12 protein-coding genes and 2 tRNA genes are annotated in these 15,756 nt (G+C 60.3%); 12 read left to right on the forward strand and 2 right to left on the reverse strand.

Annotated elements, in window-relative coordinates; all coding sequences use genetic code 11:
- The first annotated feature begins 161 nt into the window (after positions 1-161).
- The 12 genes from JQF37_RS14220 (at position 162) to JQF37_RS14275 (ending at position 12,330) form a co-directional block, all read left to right on the forward strand.
- A complete protein-coding gene (locus tag JQF37_RS14220; protein ID WP_130206981.1) occupies positions 162-2,795 on the forward strand; it encodes a FimV/HubP family polar landmark protein in 2,634 nt (877 codons plus the stop codon).
- 172 nt (positions 2,796-2,967) lie between these two features.
- Entirely contained in the window at positions 2,968-3,792 is an 825-nt protein-coding gene (gene truA, locus JQF37_RS14225) for a tRNA pseudouridine(38-40) synthase TruA (protein WP_130207052.1), read from the forward strand.
- A 63-nt stretch (positions 3,793-3,855) separates the two neighbouring features.
- The gene (locus tag JQF37_RS14230; RefSeq protein ID WP_130206979.1) at positions 3,856-4,470 is read left to right on the forward strand and encodes a phosphoribosylanthranilate isomerase; all 615 of its coding nucleotides are present in this window, start codon (positions 3,856-3,858) and stop codon (positions 4,468-4,470) included.
- 191 nt (positions 4,471-4,661) lie between these two features.
- Positions 4,662-5,582 (forward strand): acetyl-CoA carboxylase, carboxyltransferase subunit beta, encoded by a 921-nt coding sequence (accD, locus tag JQF37_RS14235; protein WP_047531234.1) that lies wholly within the window; start codon positions 4,662-4,664, stop codon positions 5,580-5,582.
- Positions 5,579-6,886: a bifunctional tetrahydrofolate synthase/dihydrofolate synthase gene (folC, locus tag JQF37_RS14240; protein ID WP_130206977.1), complete on the forward strand. Its 1,308-nt coding sequence runs from the start codon at positions 5,579-5,581 to the stop codon at positions 6,884-6,886. The genes accD and folC overlap by 4 nt, the downstream gene beginning before the upstream one ends.
- Entirely contained in the window at positions 6,870-7,529 is a 660-nt protein-coding gene (locus JQF37_RS14245) for an SPOR domain-containing protein (protein ID WP_130206975.1), read from the forward strand. The genes folC and JQF37_RS14245 overlap by 17 nt, the downstream gene beginning before the upstream one ends.
- 98 nt (positions 7,530-7,627) lie before the next feature.
- Positions 7,628-8,188, forward strand: coding sequence for a CvpA family protein (locus JQF37_RS14250; RefSeq protein ID WP_130206973.1), 561 nt, complete (start codon positions 7,628-7,630; stop codon positions 8,186-8,188).
- Positions 8,189-8,229: 41 nt separating this feature from the next.
- Positions 8,230-9,735, forward strand: coding sequence for an amidophosphoribosyltransferase (gene purF, locus JQF37_RS14255; protein ID WP_047531226.1), 1,506 nt, complete (start codon positions 8,230-8,232; stop codon positions 9,733-9,735).
- A gap of 80 nt (positions 9,736-9,815) precedes the next feature.
- Positions 9,816-11,027, forward strand: a complete 1,212-nt coding sequence (locus JQF37_RS14260) for an O-succinylhomoserine sulfhydrylase (protein ID WP_090463659.1) — start codon at positions 9,816-9,818, stop codon at positions 11,025-11,027.
- A 5-nt stretch (positions 11,028-11,032) separates the two neighbouring features.
- Positions 11,033-11,794 (forward strand): SDR family oxidoreductase, encoded by a 762-nt coding sequence (locus JQF37_RS14265; RefSeq protein WP_189340397.1) that lies wholly within the window; start codon positions 11,033-11,035, stop codon positions 11,792-11,794.
- Positions 11,795-11,979: 185 nt separating this feature from the next.
- Positions 11,980-12,053 (forward strand) — tRNA-Val (locus JQF37_RS14270).
- 204 nt (positions 12,054-12,257) lie between these two features.
- Positions 12,258-12,330, forward strand: a tRNA-Val gene (locus tag JQF37_RS14275).
- Positions 12,331-12,557: 227 nt separating this feature from the next.
- On the opposite strand, the gene JQF37_RS14280 is transcribed toward JQF37_RS14275, so the two are convergent.
- A complete protein-coding gene (locus JQF37_RS14280; protein WP_130203701.1) occupies positions 12,558-13,694 on the reverse strand; it encodes a catalase family protein in 1,137 nt (378 codons plus the stop codon).
- Between the two features lie 28 nt (positions 13,695-13,722).
- Positions 13,723-15,525, reverse strand: a complete 1,803-nt coding sequence (locus JQF37_RS14285; protein WP_130203700.1) for a cytochrome c — start codon at positions 15,523-15,525, stop codon at positions 13,723-13,725.
- Positions 15,526-15,756 lie beyond the last annotated feature (231 nt).

Below are 15,756 nucleotides of genomic sequence, written 5' to 3' on the forward strand. Positions count from 1 at the left end.
ATGCTTGGCAGGAATGCTGAAGGCGAGCCACCCTGTGGGGCTTTCCGGGGCATGCATGAAACGATCGCGCGCGGCGACCTCTCGCCGCCGCGCAATGCCTTACGGCAGCGGCTATCAACACCTTCTCGCTGGCCGAGGAATGTTCAAACTAAGGATGAGCTATGGTTCAAGTTCGCAAACTGGTGTTAGCAATAGCGGCCGCCTCGGCGCTGTCCTCCGGTATGGCGCATGCCCTCGGGCTTGGGGAGCTGACCCTGAAATCGACGCTGAACCAGCCGTTGGTGGCAGAAATCGAATTGCTCGACGTCAAGGAACTCACCGCTGCCGAAGTGGTGCCGAGCCTGGCTTCACCTGAAGATTTCGCCAAGGCAGGTGTCGACCGCCAGGCGTTTCTCAACGACTTGACCTTCACCCCGGTGCTGAATGCCGGTGGTAAAAGCATCCTGCGTGTCACTTCCAGCAAGCCGCTTTCCGAACCGATGGTGAAATTCCTGGTTCAGGTGATGTGGCCCAACGGTCGACTGCTGCGTGATTACAGCGTTTTGCTCGACCCGTCCAAATTCTCGCCGCAAACCGCTGAAGCAGCCGCGCAGCCCACGCCGACTCAGGGTGTGACCGCGCCCGTCACCGGTGCGACCAAACCGTCCCAATACACCACTACGCCGCGCGATACCCTCTGGGAAATCGCGGCGAAGGCGCGTAACGGCGGTTCGATTCAACAAACCATGCTGGCCATCCAGGCGCTGAACCCGGATGCCTTTATCGACGGCAACATCAACCGGCTGAAAACCGGGCAGGTGCTGCGTATGCCGGATCAGGCGCAAAGCACCAGCATGCGGCAATCCAAGGCGATTGCCGAAGTCGCTGCGCAGAACACTGCGTGGCGTCAGGGGCGTCGCTATGTCGCTAAGCCGGCCGCGGGGCAGCAGCAACTCGATGCCACCAAGCGTGGTCGTGGTGAAGCGACGTCGTCACAGCCTGCTCGGGACAACCTGAGCCTGGTCTCGGCCGAGTCGGGCAAGGCCCGTGGCAAAGGCGCCGCAGGCGATGCGAAAGCCTTGAACAACAAGCTGGCGGTGACTCAGGAAAGCCTCGACACCACCCGCCGTGACAATGCAGAGCTGAAAAGCCGCATATCTGATCTGCAAAGTCAGATGGACAAGCTGCAACGTCTGATCGAACTGAAGAACAATCAACTGGCCAAGTTGCAGGCTGAAGGGGCGGCGGGAGCCCCGGCGCCTGCTGCTGCGCCGGCACCGGCGATGACGGCTGAACTGACGCCTGGTGCGGCGCCAGCGCCAGCCGAAATGACGCCGGCAGCGGTTCCGGCGCCCGTTCCGGCCGAGACACCTGTCGAGCCGACCCCGGCAGCTTCCGACGACAAGCAATTCAACGAGCTGCTGACTAATCCTTGGTTGTTGGGCCTGGCCGGTGGTGGGGCCGTGGTTGTGATGCTGTTGTTGCTGTTGCTGGCCCGTCGTCGCAAAGCCCAGCAAGAAGCCGAGAAACACTTGCGCATGGCCCGCGCCCTGGCCGAGGAGCAACCGTTTTCTGCCGATCTGGACCTGCCGGAAAGCAGTTTCGAAGGCCTGGAAGTTCCCCCTCCGAGCGTAAAACTGGCCACCGCGCCGACTCCTGCACCTGCACCTGCGCCCGCTCCGGCTCCGGCCCCGGTTGTGGTCACGCCACCCATCGCCGCGCCACTGGTGGCGCCAGCCGCCGACCGCTCCGACGACGTGCTGGACAAAGCCCAGTCTCACATCGCCGCCGGCCGTCTGAATCAGGCTGCAGCCCTGCTGGAAGAGGGCATCAAGCAAGAGCCTCAGCGCAGTGATCTGCGCCTGAAACTGATGGAAGTCTACGGCCAGCAAGGCGATCGCGATGCGTTCGTTGCCCAGGAACGCCAACTGGTGGCCAACGGCGACAATTTCGCCCAGGTCGAAAAACTGAAGAGCCGCTTCCCGGCCATGGCGTTGATTGCCGCCGGAGGCATCGCCGCCGCCGCAGTCGCGGCCGAACTGGATGCGCAGTACGTCAAGGACCTGTTGCAGGACGAGCCGCCAGTACCAGAGCCAGCACCAGAACCAGAACCAATGCCGGCTCCGGTCGAAGACGATTTCGACAGCGCTTTCGATCTGAGCCTGGATGACCTGGAAGACATTACTCCAGCAGTCATTACGCCTGCGCCGGAGCCTGAAGCGTCGACTTTGACCGATCTGGAAGATTTCCCTCTGGACGATGACCTGAGTTTCGGGTCGGTGTTGCAGCAGCAGGCTGAGATCAAGGAAAACCTCGACGACCTGTCGGAGTTCGATCTGGACATGGATCTTGGTGCGGAGCCGTCGGCAGCGACGCTGGCCGAAGATGACTTCCTGCTCGATCTGGACGAGGGCGTGAAGGATTTGCCGGTCGTCGAAACACCGGCAGCCCCTGAGTTGGCATTGGATGATCTGGAGCTGCCTGCCGATTTCGATCTGTCGCTGGCTGAAGAAATGGATGCGCCGGATGCTTTCGCCGCGGAGCTGGATGACGTCAACGCCGAGTTGGAAAGCTTGTCTGGCAGCATCGGTGAGCCGACATTCACGGAGCACGACGCTTTGGCTTCTGCCGAAGACGAGCCGGAGTTCGATTTCCTTTCCGGCACCGACGAAGTCGCCACCAAGCTTGATCTGGCCCAGGCCTACATCGATATGGGTGACAACGACGGCGCCCGGGATATCCTCAATGAGGTGGTGGTAGAGGGTGATGACGGCCAGAAGAGCGAAGCCAAGGAGATGCTGGCGCGTCTGGCCTGAGTGATCGGCTCTTTGTAAACAATGCGGCAGCCCGGTGAGGCTGCCGTTTTTGTTTTAGCGCGGGGCGATGCTGTTGTACTGGTATCCACGTCCCACGGCTTTATAATGCCCGCCTTCGCGTACATCAGCAGGCTGTCACTCCTTGGCAAATATAGATAACCCGGCCGCCGAAATGGCGGCCGACGGCTTTTTCCGGATCGCGTTGGGCGTTGAATACAAAGGCTCGCGCTATCGCGGCTGGCAGCGCCAGGCCTCCGGCGTGCTCACGGTGCAGGAAACCCTCGAAAACGCCTTGTCGAAAGTCGCCGACTCGCCTGTGTCGCTGCTGTGCGCAGGGCGCACCGATGCCGGTGTACATGCCTGCGGACAGGTGGTGCATTTCGATACGCCGGTCGAGCGCTCGATGAAGGCCTGGGTCATGGGCGCCAATATCAATTTGCCGCACGACGTCAGTGTCAGTTGGGCCAAAGTCATGCCGGCGCATTTCCATGCACGGTTCAAGGCCATTGCCCGGCGCTATCGCTACGTGATCTATAACGATCAGATCCGCCCGGCGCACCTGAACGAAGAAATCACCTGGAACCACCGTCCGCTGGACGTCGAGCGCATGGCCGAGGCGGCGCAATACCTGGTGGGTATTCATGACTTCAGTGCCTTTCGCGCTGGTCAGTGCCAGGCCAAGTCGCCGATCAAGGAGCTGCATCATCTGCGCGTCACCCGTCATGGCAAAATGATCATATTGGATATCCGCGCCAACGCTTTCCTGCATCACATGGTGCGCAACATCGCTGGTGTGCTGATGACCATTGGGGCCGGCGAACGCCCGGTGGAGTGGATGAAGGAAGTGCTGGAGAGCCGAATCCGCCGCTCAGGCGGGGTGACGGCTCACCCGTTTGGCCTGTATCTGGTGCAGGTCGAGTACCGCGACGAGTTCCAATTGCCCGAGCGTTACATCGGCCCGCATTTCCTGACCGGTTTCACCGAACTTGACGGCTGACGCCCTCGAACGCTTTTGTTACCATCCGGGACTTTCTCGGATTTGCCGTGGGGTTTTATCGACATGTCAGCCGTTCGCAGCAAGATTTGTGGGATTACCCGCATAGAAGATGCGTTGGCGGCGGTTGAGGCCGGGGCCGATGCCATCGGGTTTGTGTTTTACGCCAAGAGCCCGCGGGCGGTGAGCCGCCAGCAGGCGCGCGCGATCATCAAGGCATTGCCGCCGTTCGTCACCACCGTAGGCCTGTTCGTCAACGCCGGTCGCGAAGAGTTGGCAGAAATCCTCGATACCGTGCCGCTGGATCTGTTGCAGTTCCATGGCGACGAAGGCTCGGCAGAATGTGAAAGCTGGCATCGCCCGTACATCAAGGCGCTGCGGGTCAAGGCCGGTGATGACATTGCGGCAGCCTGCGACGCCTATCCGGGTGCCAGCGGCATTTTGCTCGATGCCTATGTCGAAGGTGTTCCCGGTGGAACCGGCGAAGCGTTCGACTGGTCACTGATACCGCAAGGTTTGAGCAAGCCCATCATTCTGGCGGGAGGCCTGACCCCGGATAACGTCGCCGAGGCAGTTGACCGGGTCCGCCCGTATGCGGTGGATGTCAGCGGTGGGGTAGAGGAGAGCAAAGGCATCAAGGATCATGCGAAGATTCGGGCATTCATCAACGCGCTACGTTGATGTGACGGCTGGCAGACTGCCGCCGTCCACTGCTCTGTACAAAAAGGCTGAGGGTTGTTGGGTGGTGCGCAGGTCACGTCTCGTTGACCCGGCCATCGACTGATCATCGCCGCACACATGAATTTAGCTCAAGGGCATACACGGGGCTGCGAACCAGAGCGTTCGGGCCACCGGTACTGGAGAAAGAAAGCATGAGCAACTGGTTAGTAGACAAACTGATCCCTTCGATCATGCGTTCCGAGGTCAAGAAGAGCTCGGTGCCTGAAGGTCTTTGGCACAAATGCCCGTCTTGCGAGGCTGTGTTGTATCGTCCGGAGCTGGAAAAGACCCTGGACGTTTGCCCCAAGTGCAATCACCACATGCGTATTGGCGCACGCGCCCGTATCGACATTTTCCTCGACGCCGAAGGCCGTGCCGAGCTGGGGGCGGACCTGGAACCGGTTGACCGCCTGAAGTTCCGTGATGGCAAGAAGTACAAGGATCGCCTGACTGCTGCGCAAAAGCAGACTGGCGAAAAAGATGCGCTGATCTCCATGAGCGGCACCTTGCTGGGTATGCCTGTGGTGGTTTCGGCGTTCGAATTCTCCTTCATGGGTGGGTCGATGGGCGCCATCGTCGGCGAGCGCTTTGTTCGCGCCGCCAACTACGCGCTGGAAAACCGCTGCCCGATGATCTGCTTCTCCGCCTCCGGTGGTGCGCGGATGCAGGAAGCGCTGATCTCCTTGATGCAAATGGCCAAGACCTCCGCGGTGCTGGCGCGTCTGCGCGAAGAAGGCATTCCGTTCATCTCCGTGCTGACCGACCCGGTCTACGGTGGTGTTTCGGCCAGTCTGGCGATGCTCGGCGACGTCATCGTCGGTGAGCCGAAAGCGCTGATCGGCTTTGCCGGGCCACGCGTGATCGAGCAGACCGTTCGCGAAAAACTGCCGGAAGGCTTCCAGCGCAGCGAGTTCCTGCTGGAGCACGGCGCCATCGACATGATCATTCACCGTCAGGAGCTGCGTCCGCGCCTGGGCAACCTGTTGGCACAGATGATGGGCCTGCCGACGCCTAAGTTCGTCGCCACCCCCATCGAGCCGATCGTGGTTCCACCGGTGCCAGCCAACGTATGACCCAACGTACCCTTGGCGAATGGCTCGCCTACCTCGAGCAGTTGCATCCCTCGGCCATCGACATGGGCCTTGAGCGCTCGCAACAGGTAGCGTCCCGCATGGGGCTGGGCAAGCCGGCGCCTCGGGTGATCACGGTCACCGGCACCAATGGCAAGGGTTCTACCTGTGCGTTCGTGGCTTCGTTGCTGCGGGCCCAGGGCCTGAAAGTCGGTGTCTACAACTCTCCGCACCTGCTTCGTTACAACGAGCGGGTGCAGGTCAATGGCGTTGAAGCCACTGACGCCGAGCTGTGCGAAGCCTTCGCGGCGGTCGAGGCGGGGCGCGGCGACACTTCCCTGACCTATTTCGAGATGGGCACCCTGGCGGCTTTCTGGCTGTTCCAGCGTTCCGGGCTTGATGCCGTGGTGCTGGAGGTGGGGCTGGGCGGGCGTCTGGACACGGTCAACGTGGTGGACGCCGACATGGCACTGGTCACCAGTATCGGGGTCGATCACGCCGATCACCTCGGTGATACTCGTGAGTCCGTGGCCTTCGAGAAGGCCGGCATCTTTCGCCAGGGCGCGCCCGCGCTCTGTGGCGACCTGAATCCTCCACAGCCCCTGCTGGATAAAGCGCGAGAGCTTAAATGCCCGTTTTTCCTGCGCGGGCGCGATTTCGATCTCGGTATCACTGATCACGACTGGCAATGGCGCGGTCTGGACGCTCAGGGGCACGTGGTCGAGCTGCATGATCTGCCGTTGCTTGATCTGCCGATGGAAAACGCCGCGCTGGCGCTACAGGCCTATCTGTTGCTCGGGTTGCCGTGGGCGGATGCGCAGATTATCCAGGCGCTGCAGGCGACGCGGGTGGTCGGTCGTCTCGATCGTCGGTCGTTCGATTGGCAGGGCAAGCGTCTTAACCTGTTGCTGGATGTGGGGCATAACCCCCATGCAGCGGAGTATTTGGCCCGGCGTCTGGCCAGTCGGCCACTGGCCGGCAAGCGTCTGGCGGTGTTCGGGTTGCTGGCGGACAAGGATCTGGATGGTGTAGTTGCCGCGTTGAGTGCTAGTGTCGAGCACTGGGCTGTCGCGCCACTGGATTCGCCTCGGGCGCGGCCAGTGGCCGATTTGCGCGAAGCGCTGCATAAGCGCGGCGCTTCGGTAACGTCCTATGACAGCGTGGCCGCCGCCCTGGAAGGGCAGTGTGCGCTGGCGACGAGCGACGATGAAATTCTGTTGTTCGGATCATTTTATTGTGTCGCCGAGGCCCTTGAGTGGTTGGCTCGGCGCTCCACGGAGGAAGCGGCAAATGGCATTGCTGGATAAGGCTTACAAACAGCGCATGGTCGGCGCCCTGGTTCTGGTCGCGCTGGCCGTGATTTTCCTGCCGATGCTGTTTTCCCGTCAGGATGAGCAGCGCCAGGTGACTGTCGAGGCGCCGACTGCGCCGCAAGCACCGGCGATGGCGCAAGTGCAGGTTGAACCGGTGGTCGTGCCTGAGCCTCAGGCGTTGCCGCAGGAGCCGGTGCCCAGCGACGATGAGATTGCCCAGGAAGCCAAGCCGACGCCACCTGTCGCGCCGAAAGTACCAGCGTTGCCGGTTCCGGCCGTAAAGCCGGTCGCTCCTGCTCCGGCGCTGGCCGCCAAGCCTGCGACCGCACCTGCCCAGCCAATCGCGGCTGCTCCGGGCAAGCCGGACACCACGCAAAGCCGTGTCGACGCCAATGGCCTGTCGGTCAGTTGGTCGGTTCAACTGGCCAGCCTGGCTAATCGCGAAAGTGCGGAAAAGCTGCAGAAAACCCTGCGCAGCCAAGGCTACAACGCCTATATCCGTTCCGCCGATGGCAAAAATCGGGTGTTTGTCGGTCCGCTGATCGAGCGTGCCGAGGCCGATCGCCTGCGCGACTTGTTGAACCGTCAGCAAAACCTCAAGGGTTTTGTGGTGCGTTTTCAGCCTGAGCGCGGCTAAATCTATCGCCCCGATTTGAAATGCACTGACAATCGCAGCTTACCGATAAGCATGGGCTCTGCTAAAATGCGCCGCCTCATCCGTCTGTAGGCTGCACTGTGCCATTTACCTGGGTTGACTGGGCGATCGTTGCAATCATCGCCATCTCCGCATTGATCAGTCTGAGCCGCGGCTTCGTCAAGGAAGCGCTATCGCTGGTGACCTGGATCATCGCAGGAGTCGTTGCCTGGATGTTCGGTGGCGCATTGTCCGAGTACCTCGCCGGATACATCGAAACGCCGTCGGCCCGTGTGATCACGGGCTGTGCCATCATGTTTGTCGCCACGTTAATCGTAGGCGCAATGATCAATTATCTTATCGGCGAGTTGGTACGCGTCACCGGGCTTTCCGGGACCGATCGATTCCTCGGCATGGCCTTCGGTGCCGCGCGTGGCGTGTTGCTGGTGGTCGTGGCGGTCGGGCTGTTGAGCCTGGGGCCGGTACAGCAGGACGGGTGGTGGAAAGAGTCCCAACTCGTGCCAAAGTTTTTATTGGTCGCAGACTGGTCCAAAAACCTGATTCTCGGGTGGAGCAGTCAGTGGCTTGCCAGCGGTATCAGCGTACCCGCTGAAATACCGTTCAGGGAGCACCTCTTGCCGACGGCGAAAACGCCTCAGTGAGTTGTGTTCAGTTCAGATCCATTAAGTAGGGGTTGCGTCGCATGTGTGGCATCGTCGGTATCGTCGGTAAGTCGAACGTCAATCAGGCGCTGTATGACGCGCTAACCGTCCTCCAGCACCGCGGCCAGGACGCTGCCGGTATCGTGACCAGCCATGAAGGCCGGTTATTCCTGCGCAAGGACAACGGTCTGGTGCGTGACGTGTTTCATCAGCGTCACATGCAGCGTCTGGTCGGTCACATGGGCATTGGCCATGTGCGCTACCCGACTGCGGGCAGCTCGACCTCGGCCGAAGCTCAGCCGTTTTACGTCAACTCGCCTTACGGCATCACCTTGGCGCACAACGGCAACCTGACCAACGTTGAACAACTGGCCAAGGAGATTTACGAATCTGACCTGCGCCACGTCAACACCAGTTCCGATTCGGAAGTGCTGCTCAACGTGTTCGCGCACGAACTGGCCCAGCGCGGCAAGTTGCAGCCAACCGAAGAAGACGTATTCGCCGCCGTGACTGACGTGCACAACCGTTGCGTCGGTGGTTACGCCGTCGTGGCGATGGTGACCGGCTACGGCATCGTCGGTTTCCGCGACCCGCACGGCATCCGTCCGATCGTGTTCGGCCAGCGTCACACTGACGAGGGCGTCGAATACATGATCGCCTCCGAAAGCGTTTCCCTGGACGTACTCGGTTTCACCCTGATTCGCGACCTGGCACCGGGCGAAGCGGTCTACATCACTGAAGACGGCAAGCTGCACACCCGTCAGTGCGCGACCAACCCGTCCCTGACCCCGTGCATCTTCGAACACGTCTACCTGGCCCGTCCGGACTCGATCATCGACGGCGTGTCGGTCTACAAGGCCCGTCTGCGCATGGGCGAGAAGCTCGCCGAGAAGATTCTTCGTGAGCGTCCCGAGCACGACATCGACGTGGTCATCCCGATCCCGGACACCAGTCGCACGGCTGCTCTGGAGCTGGCGAACCACCTGGGCGTGAAGTTCCGCGAAGGCTTCGTGAAGAACCGTTATATCGGCCGCACCTTCATCATGCCGGGCCAGGCCGCGCGGAAAAAATCCGTACGCCAGAAGCTCAACGCCATCGAGCTGGAATTCCGCGGCAAGAACGTGATGCTGGTGGATGACTCCATCGTGCGCGGCACCACTTGCAAGCAGATCATCCAGATGGCGCGTGAAGCGGGCGCCAAGAATGTCTATTTCTGCTCCGCAGCGCCGGCCGTGCGTTTCCCGAACGTCTACGGCATCGACATGCCGAGCGCCCACGAACTGATCGCCCACAACCGTTCGACCCAGGACGTAGCTGACCTGATCGGTGCCGATTGGCTGATCTATCAGGACCTGCCTGATTTGATCGAAGCGGTTGGTGGCGGCAAGATCAAGATCGAGAAGTTCGATTGTGCAGTGTTCGACGGCCAGTACGTGACCGGCGACGTCGACGAGGCCTACCTGAACAAGATCGAGCAGGCACGTAACGATGCCTCCAAGGTCAAGACGCAGGCGGTCAGTGCGATCATCGATCTGTATAACAACTGAGTCATTACCGGCCCCTAGGGGCCGGTTTTGTATCTACCAACGAATTCTTATTTTTCAAGAACGGGGCAAGGAGTGACAGCATGAGTCAGGATTGGGATGCCGGTCGGTTGGACAGCGACCTCGAAGGCGTAGCGTTCGATACCCTGGCCGTACGTGCCGGTCAGCACCGTACGCCGGAAGGCGAACACGGTGATCCGATGTTCTTCACTTCCAGCTACGTATTCCGCACTGCCGCCGACGCGGCCGCACGTTTTGCCGGGGAGGTGCCGGGCAACGTTTATTCGCGCTACACCAACCCGACCGTTCGCGCTTTCGAAGAGCGCATTGCCGCGCTGGAAGGTGCCGAGCAGGCCGTGGCTACCGCGACCGGCATGGCCGCGATCATGGCGGTGGTGATGAGCCTGTGCAGTGCTGGCGATCACGTGCTGGTATCGCGCAGCGTGTTTGGCTCGACCATCAGTCTGTTCGAAAAATACTTCAAGCGCTTCGGCGTCGAAGTCGATTACGTCCCCCTGGCGGATCTGTCCGGTTGGGATGCGGCGATCAAGGCCAATACCAAATTGCTGTTCGTCGAGTCGCCGTCCAACCCGTTGGCCGAGCTGGTGGATATTGCCGAGCTGGCGAAAATCGCTCACGCCAAAGGCGCGATGCTGGTGGTCGACAACTGCTTCTGCACCCCGGCATTGCAACAGCCGTTGAAATTGGGGGCGGACGTCGTCGTGCACTCGGCAACCAAGTTCATCGACGGCCAGGGTCGTTGCATGGGCGGTGTCGTGGCCGGTCGCAGCGAGCAGATGAAAGAAGTGGTCGGTTTCCTGCGTACCGCCGGGCCGACCCTCAGCCCGTTCAACGCCTGGATCTTCCTCAAGGGCCTGGAAACCCTGAATCTGCGGATGAAGGCGCATTGCGCCAACGCCCAGCAACTGGCCGAGTGGCTGGAGCAGCAGGACGGCGTCGAAAAAGTCCATTACGCCGGGCTCAAGAGTCATCCGCAGCACGAGTTGGCCCAGCGTCAGCAGAAGGGCTTCGGTGCAGTGGTGAGTTTCGAGGTCAAGGGTGGCAAAGAGGGCGCCTGGCGCTTTATCGACGCGACCCGCCTGATCTCGATCACCGCCAACCTGGGCGACAGCAAAACCACCATCACCCACCCGAGCACCACCTCTCACGGGCGTCTGGCGCCGCAAGAGCGTGAAGCCGCGGGCATTCGTGACAGCCTGATCCGCGTCGCGGTGGGGCTGGAAGACGTGGCTGACCTGCAAGCCGACTTGGCGCGCGGGTTGGCTGCCTTGTGATCGAAATGTCCGCGCCAGCCGGCTCCAATGGCCGCGTTGCACTGGTTACCGGTGCCGCGCGGGGCATCGGCCTGGGTATTGCCGCCTGGCTGATCAGCGAAGGCTGGCAGGTCGTGCTGACGGACGTGGATCGGGTGCGCGGTTCGAAAGTGGCGAAGGTCCTTGGCGAAAACGCCTGGTTCATCGCCATGGACGTGTCGAACGAAGGGCAGGTGGCGCTGGGTGTCGCCGAGGTGTTGGGGCAGTTTGGGCGTCTGGATGCGTTGGTGTGCAATGCGGCGGTAGCCGATCCGCATAACATCACCTTGGAAAGTCTCGACCTGGCGTACTGGAATCGGGTACTGGCGGTGAATCTCAGTGGGCCGATGTTGTTGGCCAAGCACTGCGCGCCTTACTTGCGTGCTCACAGCGGGGCGATCGTCAATCTGGCCTCGACCCGCGCCGGGCAATCGGAACCCGATACTGAGGCTTACGCAGCGAGCAAGGGCGGTTTGCTGGCCTTGACTCATGCATTGGCGATCAGTCTTGGCCCGGAGATTCGCGTCAATGCGGTCAGCCCCGGCTGGATCGATGCGCGAGACCCTTCGGTGCGACGCGCCGAGCCACTGACCGATGCCGATCATGCACAGCATCCGGCAGGCCGGGTAGGGACGGTCGAGGACGTGGCGGCGATGGTCGCGTGGCTGTTGTCGAAGAACGCCGGTTTCGTGACAGGCCAGGAGTTCGTGGTCGACGGCGGCATGACCAAGAAGATGGTTTACGAGTAGCCGCTGCAGGTCTCACGCTTCAAGCTGCCAGTTAAGGCCGCCCGAGTCAGTCCTGCTTACGCAGCTCCGCTCTTCTCTTGCAGCTTGAAGCTCGTCGCTAAAAGCTGTTTTTGAAAAAAACTTCAATCCTGCTATTGACTTAGGTTCGCTACCTGCGTAAATTTCGCGGCCTCGGAGATGCAAACGGGTGATTAGCTCAGCTGGGAGAGCGTCTGCCTTACAAGCAGAATGTCGGCGGTTCGATCCCGTCATCCGTCCGCTGCGCCATATTCGGTAACCTGGAACACTGAACGCCAGGTCACCACGGAAAAGCCCGCTGATGCGGGCTTTTTTCTGCTCCAAGTTTGTATGTTGTTCCTGTGGGTTGCATCGTTTCACCGGTTTTTAGATTTTTTTGAAAAAACATCAATTAAATCAATACTTTATAAAAACCTGTGGCATAATGTGTCCCGCAACGAAGGTAAAGGGTGATTAGCTCAGCTGGGAGAGCGTCTGCCTTACAAGCAGAATGTCGGCGGTTCGATCCCGTCCCGTCCGCTGCGCCATATTCGGTAACCTGGAACACTGAACGCCAGGTCACCACAGAAAGCCCGCTCAATGCGGGCTTTTTGCTGTCTGGAATTTGGCTTTTCCTGCAGAGTCGCCTCTCCCATTGTGGGGGGCGAGCTTGCTCCAGATGGCATTGTGGCGATGGTCGACAACGATAGCGCTGAGAATCTGCCGCCCCGTTGTGTTCTCAGGTTTCTCGCGAGCAGGCTCGCTCCTACTGTTCGGCGTTGCGGGCGTGTCGGTAATCGCTGACGGCTTCGTAAACGGCTTTGCGCAACCGATTGATGCCGCCGATAGGGCGATGAGCCTCGAGCCCAAACCATGGGTTGAACGACTGGTTATCGCATTGCAGGTTCAGCGCAGGCGTGTCGAAGTCCTGTGCAGGCACGTTGATTCGTGCCACGGTCTGGAAGGGCGCATCGTTCTCGCTCCACTCAATGCTGGTGTCTTCGATCGGCATGTACTTGTTTGCGTCCTGGCGCTGGATCTGCAAGACAAAGCACGCAGGTACCCGATCTGTCGACAGCTGTTGGTTCAGCGCATTGCGCAGGAAGTTCGGCAATTTCTGGTTTTGCGCAGGCAAGCTATAGGGCGGGCAGCTTTGCGGGTCGGGCATTACACGAAACTTGGCGTTGGCTTCACCGAATTTGTAGGGCGAAACTGAAAAGTAGGTGGCCTGGGTCGGGCTCGGCGGCGCGGGTGACAGGGTCTTCAGCGCAATGAACAGGTGACGGACCTGCCAGGTGCGCGGGTCCCAACCCGGAAAAAAGGCCATGACTTTTTTGCCGTCTGCCTGAGCGGCGACGTTTTGACGATACTCGGCGACATCGCTGACGAAAAAGTTCGGGTGGTTGAACATCACGAAGTCCTGTTCGCTTCGATGTGTTTGATCGCTCAGCAGTTGTTTGCCTGGCACATCGAGCAGCTTGATCGCCATGCCCCGCGCATCGCGGATGCTGTCGAACTGCGGATAGGCATTGCCGTTGGACAGGCGCATCGTCGCTTGCCAGGTTTTGCCCGGTTCGCTGAACACACCCTGACGTAAATCGTTCGGCAGGTCCGGCAGAACCTGCACCTCGGCTTGCACGCAGCCGTGGGCCTTGGCATGAGCGTCACGCAGATAGCGGGTGTTATCGCGGTGCTGGTCGACGATGCGCACGGCGGTCTGGATGATGTCCTGAGTCATTGCCGCTTCACCGTCCGGAATCAGCTCTTGCGCCGATACGGGGCCGCGGTGTTGCCAGGCAAACCACGCGGTGAGCAGCGCCCAGCCAAGCAGCCCAAGACCCAGCAGCCAGAGCAGCGTCTTGCCGAGAAATGCGCCCAGGCGCAGCCAGAGGGTCATGAGCATGCAGAAATCCTTTTGCAAAGGGCGAGGGTCATGGCAATTGCGACTCAAGAGGACCGCCCAGCACCTTCAGATACTCCAGCAGTGCCCAGCGCTCCTGTGGTTGCAACAGGCGGCCGATCACGCCATTGCCAGGCTTGCCGGCGCGGAACTCGTGACCGCTGTTGTGGTTGCCGGTGATGCGCGTGTCGAACACAAAGCCATTGGTAAAGGCTTCGGTGCGATAGCCCAGGTGCTTCGGGTCGTACTCGAACGTGCCTTTGTAAAAGGTGGTTGAGCGTTCATCCTGAGGCGAGAGCAATTGATAAAGGCTTGGCACCGACCCGTTGTGCAGGAACGGCGCTGTCGCCCATACGCCCGCCAATGGCCGGGCCTTGTAGGCGCGTAACTCACGAACACCGATCGGCAAGCCGAATCCATCCATTTCAGGTCGCTCGGCGGGTGTGATGCCGGCCTCGCGATAGGCCCGGTTTTCCACAAACGCTGTGACATAGGCCAGCCCTTTGGCCACCGACATCTGGCTCAGATCAAGGGGGGCTTCGGGTTTGGGTTCGACATCCAGTTGATCAAGCTCGGTTTGACTCCACTGCAGCGCCGTCAGGTCGAAGCGATGATTGGCAATGTTGTTGGCAGCGCCAGGGTCGGTGCCGATGTATTCCACCGGGAGCATTTTCAAGTGTTGCACGTATCGCCCTTGGCCTTGAGTCACCCGCGGTACGTGGCAGCCGGCGCAGTTTTCGCTGAACAGTGCGCGACCTTTTGCCGCCAAGGGTTTGTCGATGGGCCCCAACAGTTCTTCGGGCCAGGCGGGCGGTGCGAGCCGTTGCAGGGTTTCTTCGATCAGATGCAAATCACGCACCCGGACGCTGGAAGGGTAACGATCATCGCCCTTGAGCGGTTGCCGATTACGGTCAAAGAAATTCAGCGTGGCGCCTACACCCAAGGCTTCGCCGATGTTGCGAGCCATGGGCTGCTGCGCCGAGCCGTTCCATTGCACCCAGTCGAATGTCCACATATCCCATAGCTGTGGATAGTCCACCGGGGCGTCGGCTACGCGGTAATTTTCAGGGGTAATGGCATCGCCGAAACTGGCATTGGCGATGCGCCCGAAAGCATCCGTACGCCCCGGCCCTTCTTCAGTCGGGTAGAGCCCGCGATGGGTGTCGTTCCAGGCCACTTTCAGGAAAGTATCGAGCGAACCCTTGAATTCGTTGCGCAGTTTCTGGCGCCGGGCGTCGTAATCCTGCCCCAGCACCTGACGTGCGAAACGTTCGAATTTCCAGGGGTTGTAGTAAGTCGCTGCCAGGCTCGCCACCAAGGCTTGTCCGAAACTGCCGCCTCGTAGCGTAGGCACGCTGGAGGGCAGGACATGCTGCGCCGAACCGCCATCGATGCGCACGGCTTGGCCTTTGAAACGCAGTTCCCCGGTATGGCAGGCGGCACAGGTAATATCCAGAAACGTATCTGCGCTCCCGGGATTTTGGTGCCGGGCAAAGCCCACCGGAAGATTTCCGGGGTTGTTCGGCGTGGGTTTCTGATTGGGATCGATTAAAAAGCCGAAGCGTGCGAGGTATTCAGGAGAGGCGAATCGTTGTTGCGAGAAAGGCAGCTCAAGCGCCGTGAACCAATCGTAGTGCAGGCCTTTGACCTGCGTGCCCTGAGGTGTGAAGTAGTAGGTCTGACGGTCGGTATCGCTCCATTGGTCGAGATAATGCACCTGTTGCGCAGGTGACCAGGCCGGCAGTTTCGGGTTGGCGACGTAGTACAGGACCACGGCCAGACACAGCCCGACCAGGATTACGATCAGCATCAGCAAACGGAAGAAGAGGCGCAAGATGAACATCCTTGTAGATTATTTTTCTTTTATGCCTCAGTGCCAGATCAACGGCAAGTGGCCATTACGCCAGACATTGTGGGGTACCAGAACGACGTCTATGAGAGTCTGATGACGGAAGTTTCATCATCTACACTCCGAAAAGCGTTTAAACACCTGAACTTATCCGAAATTTCCGGCTCTCATGCCGGTAGCCATTGGTCGTGGCCGCCTGATAAGCTCGCGGCTTTA

It is taken from the genome of Pseudomonas sp. MIL9, assembly GCF_016887925.1.
In the GTDB taxonomy this organism is placed as follows: domain Bacteria; phylum Pseudomonadota; class Gammaproteobacteria; order Pseudomonadales; family Pseudomonadaceae; genus Aquipseudomonas; species Aquipseudomonas mohnii.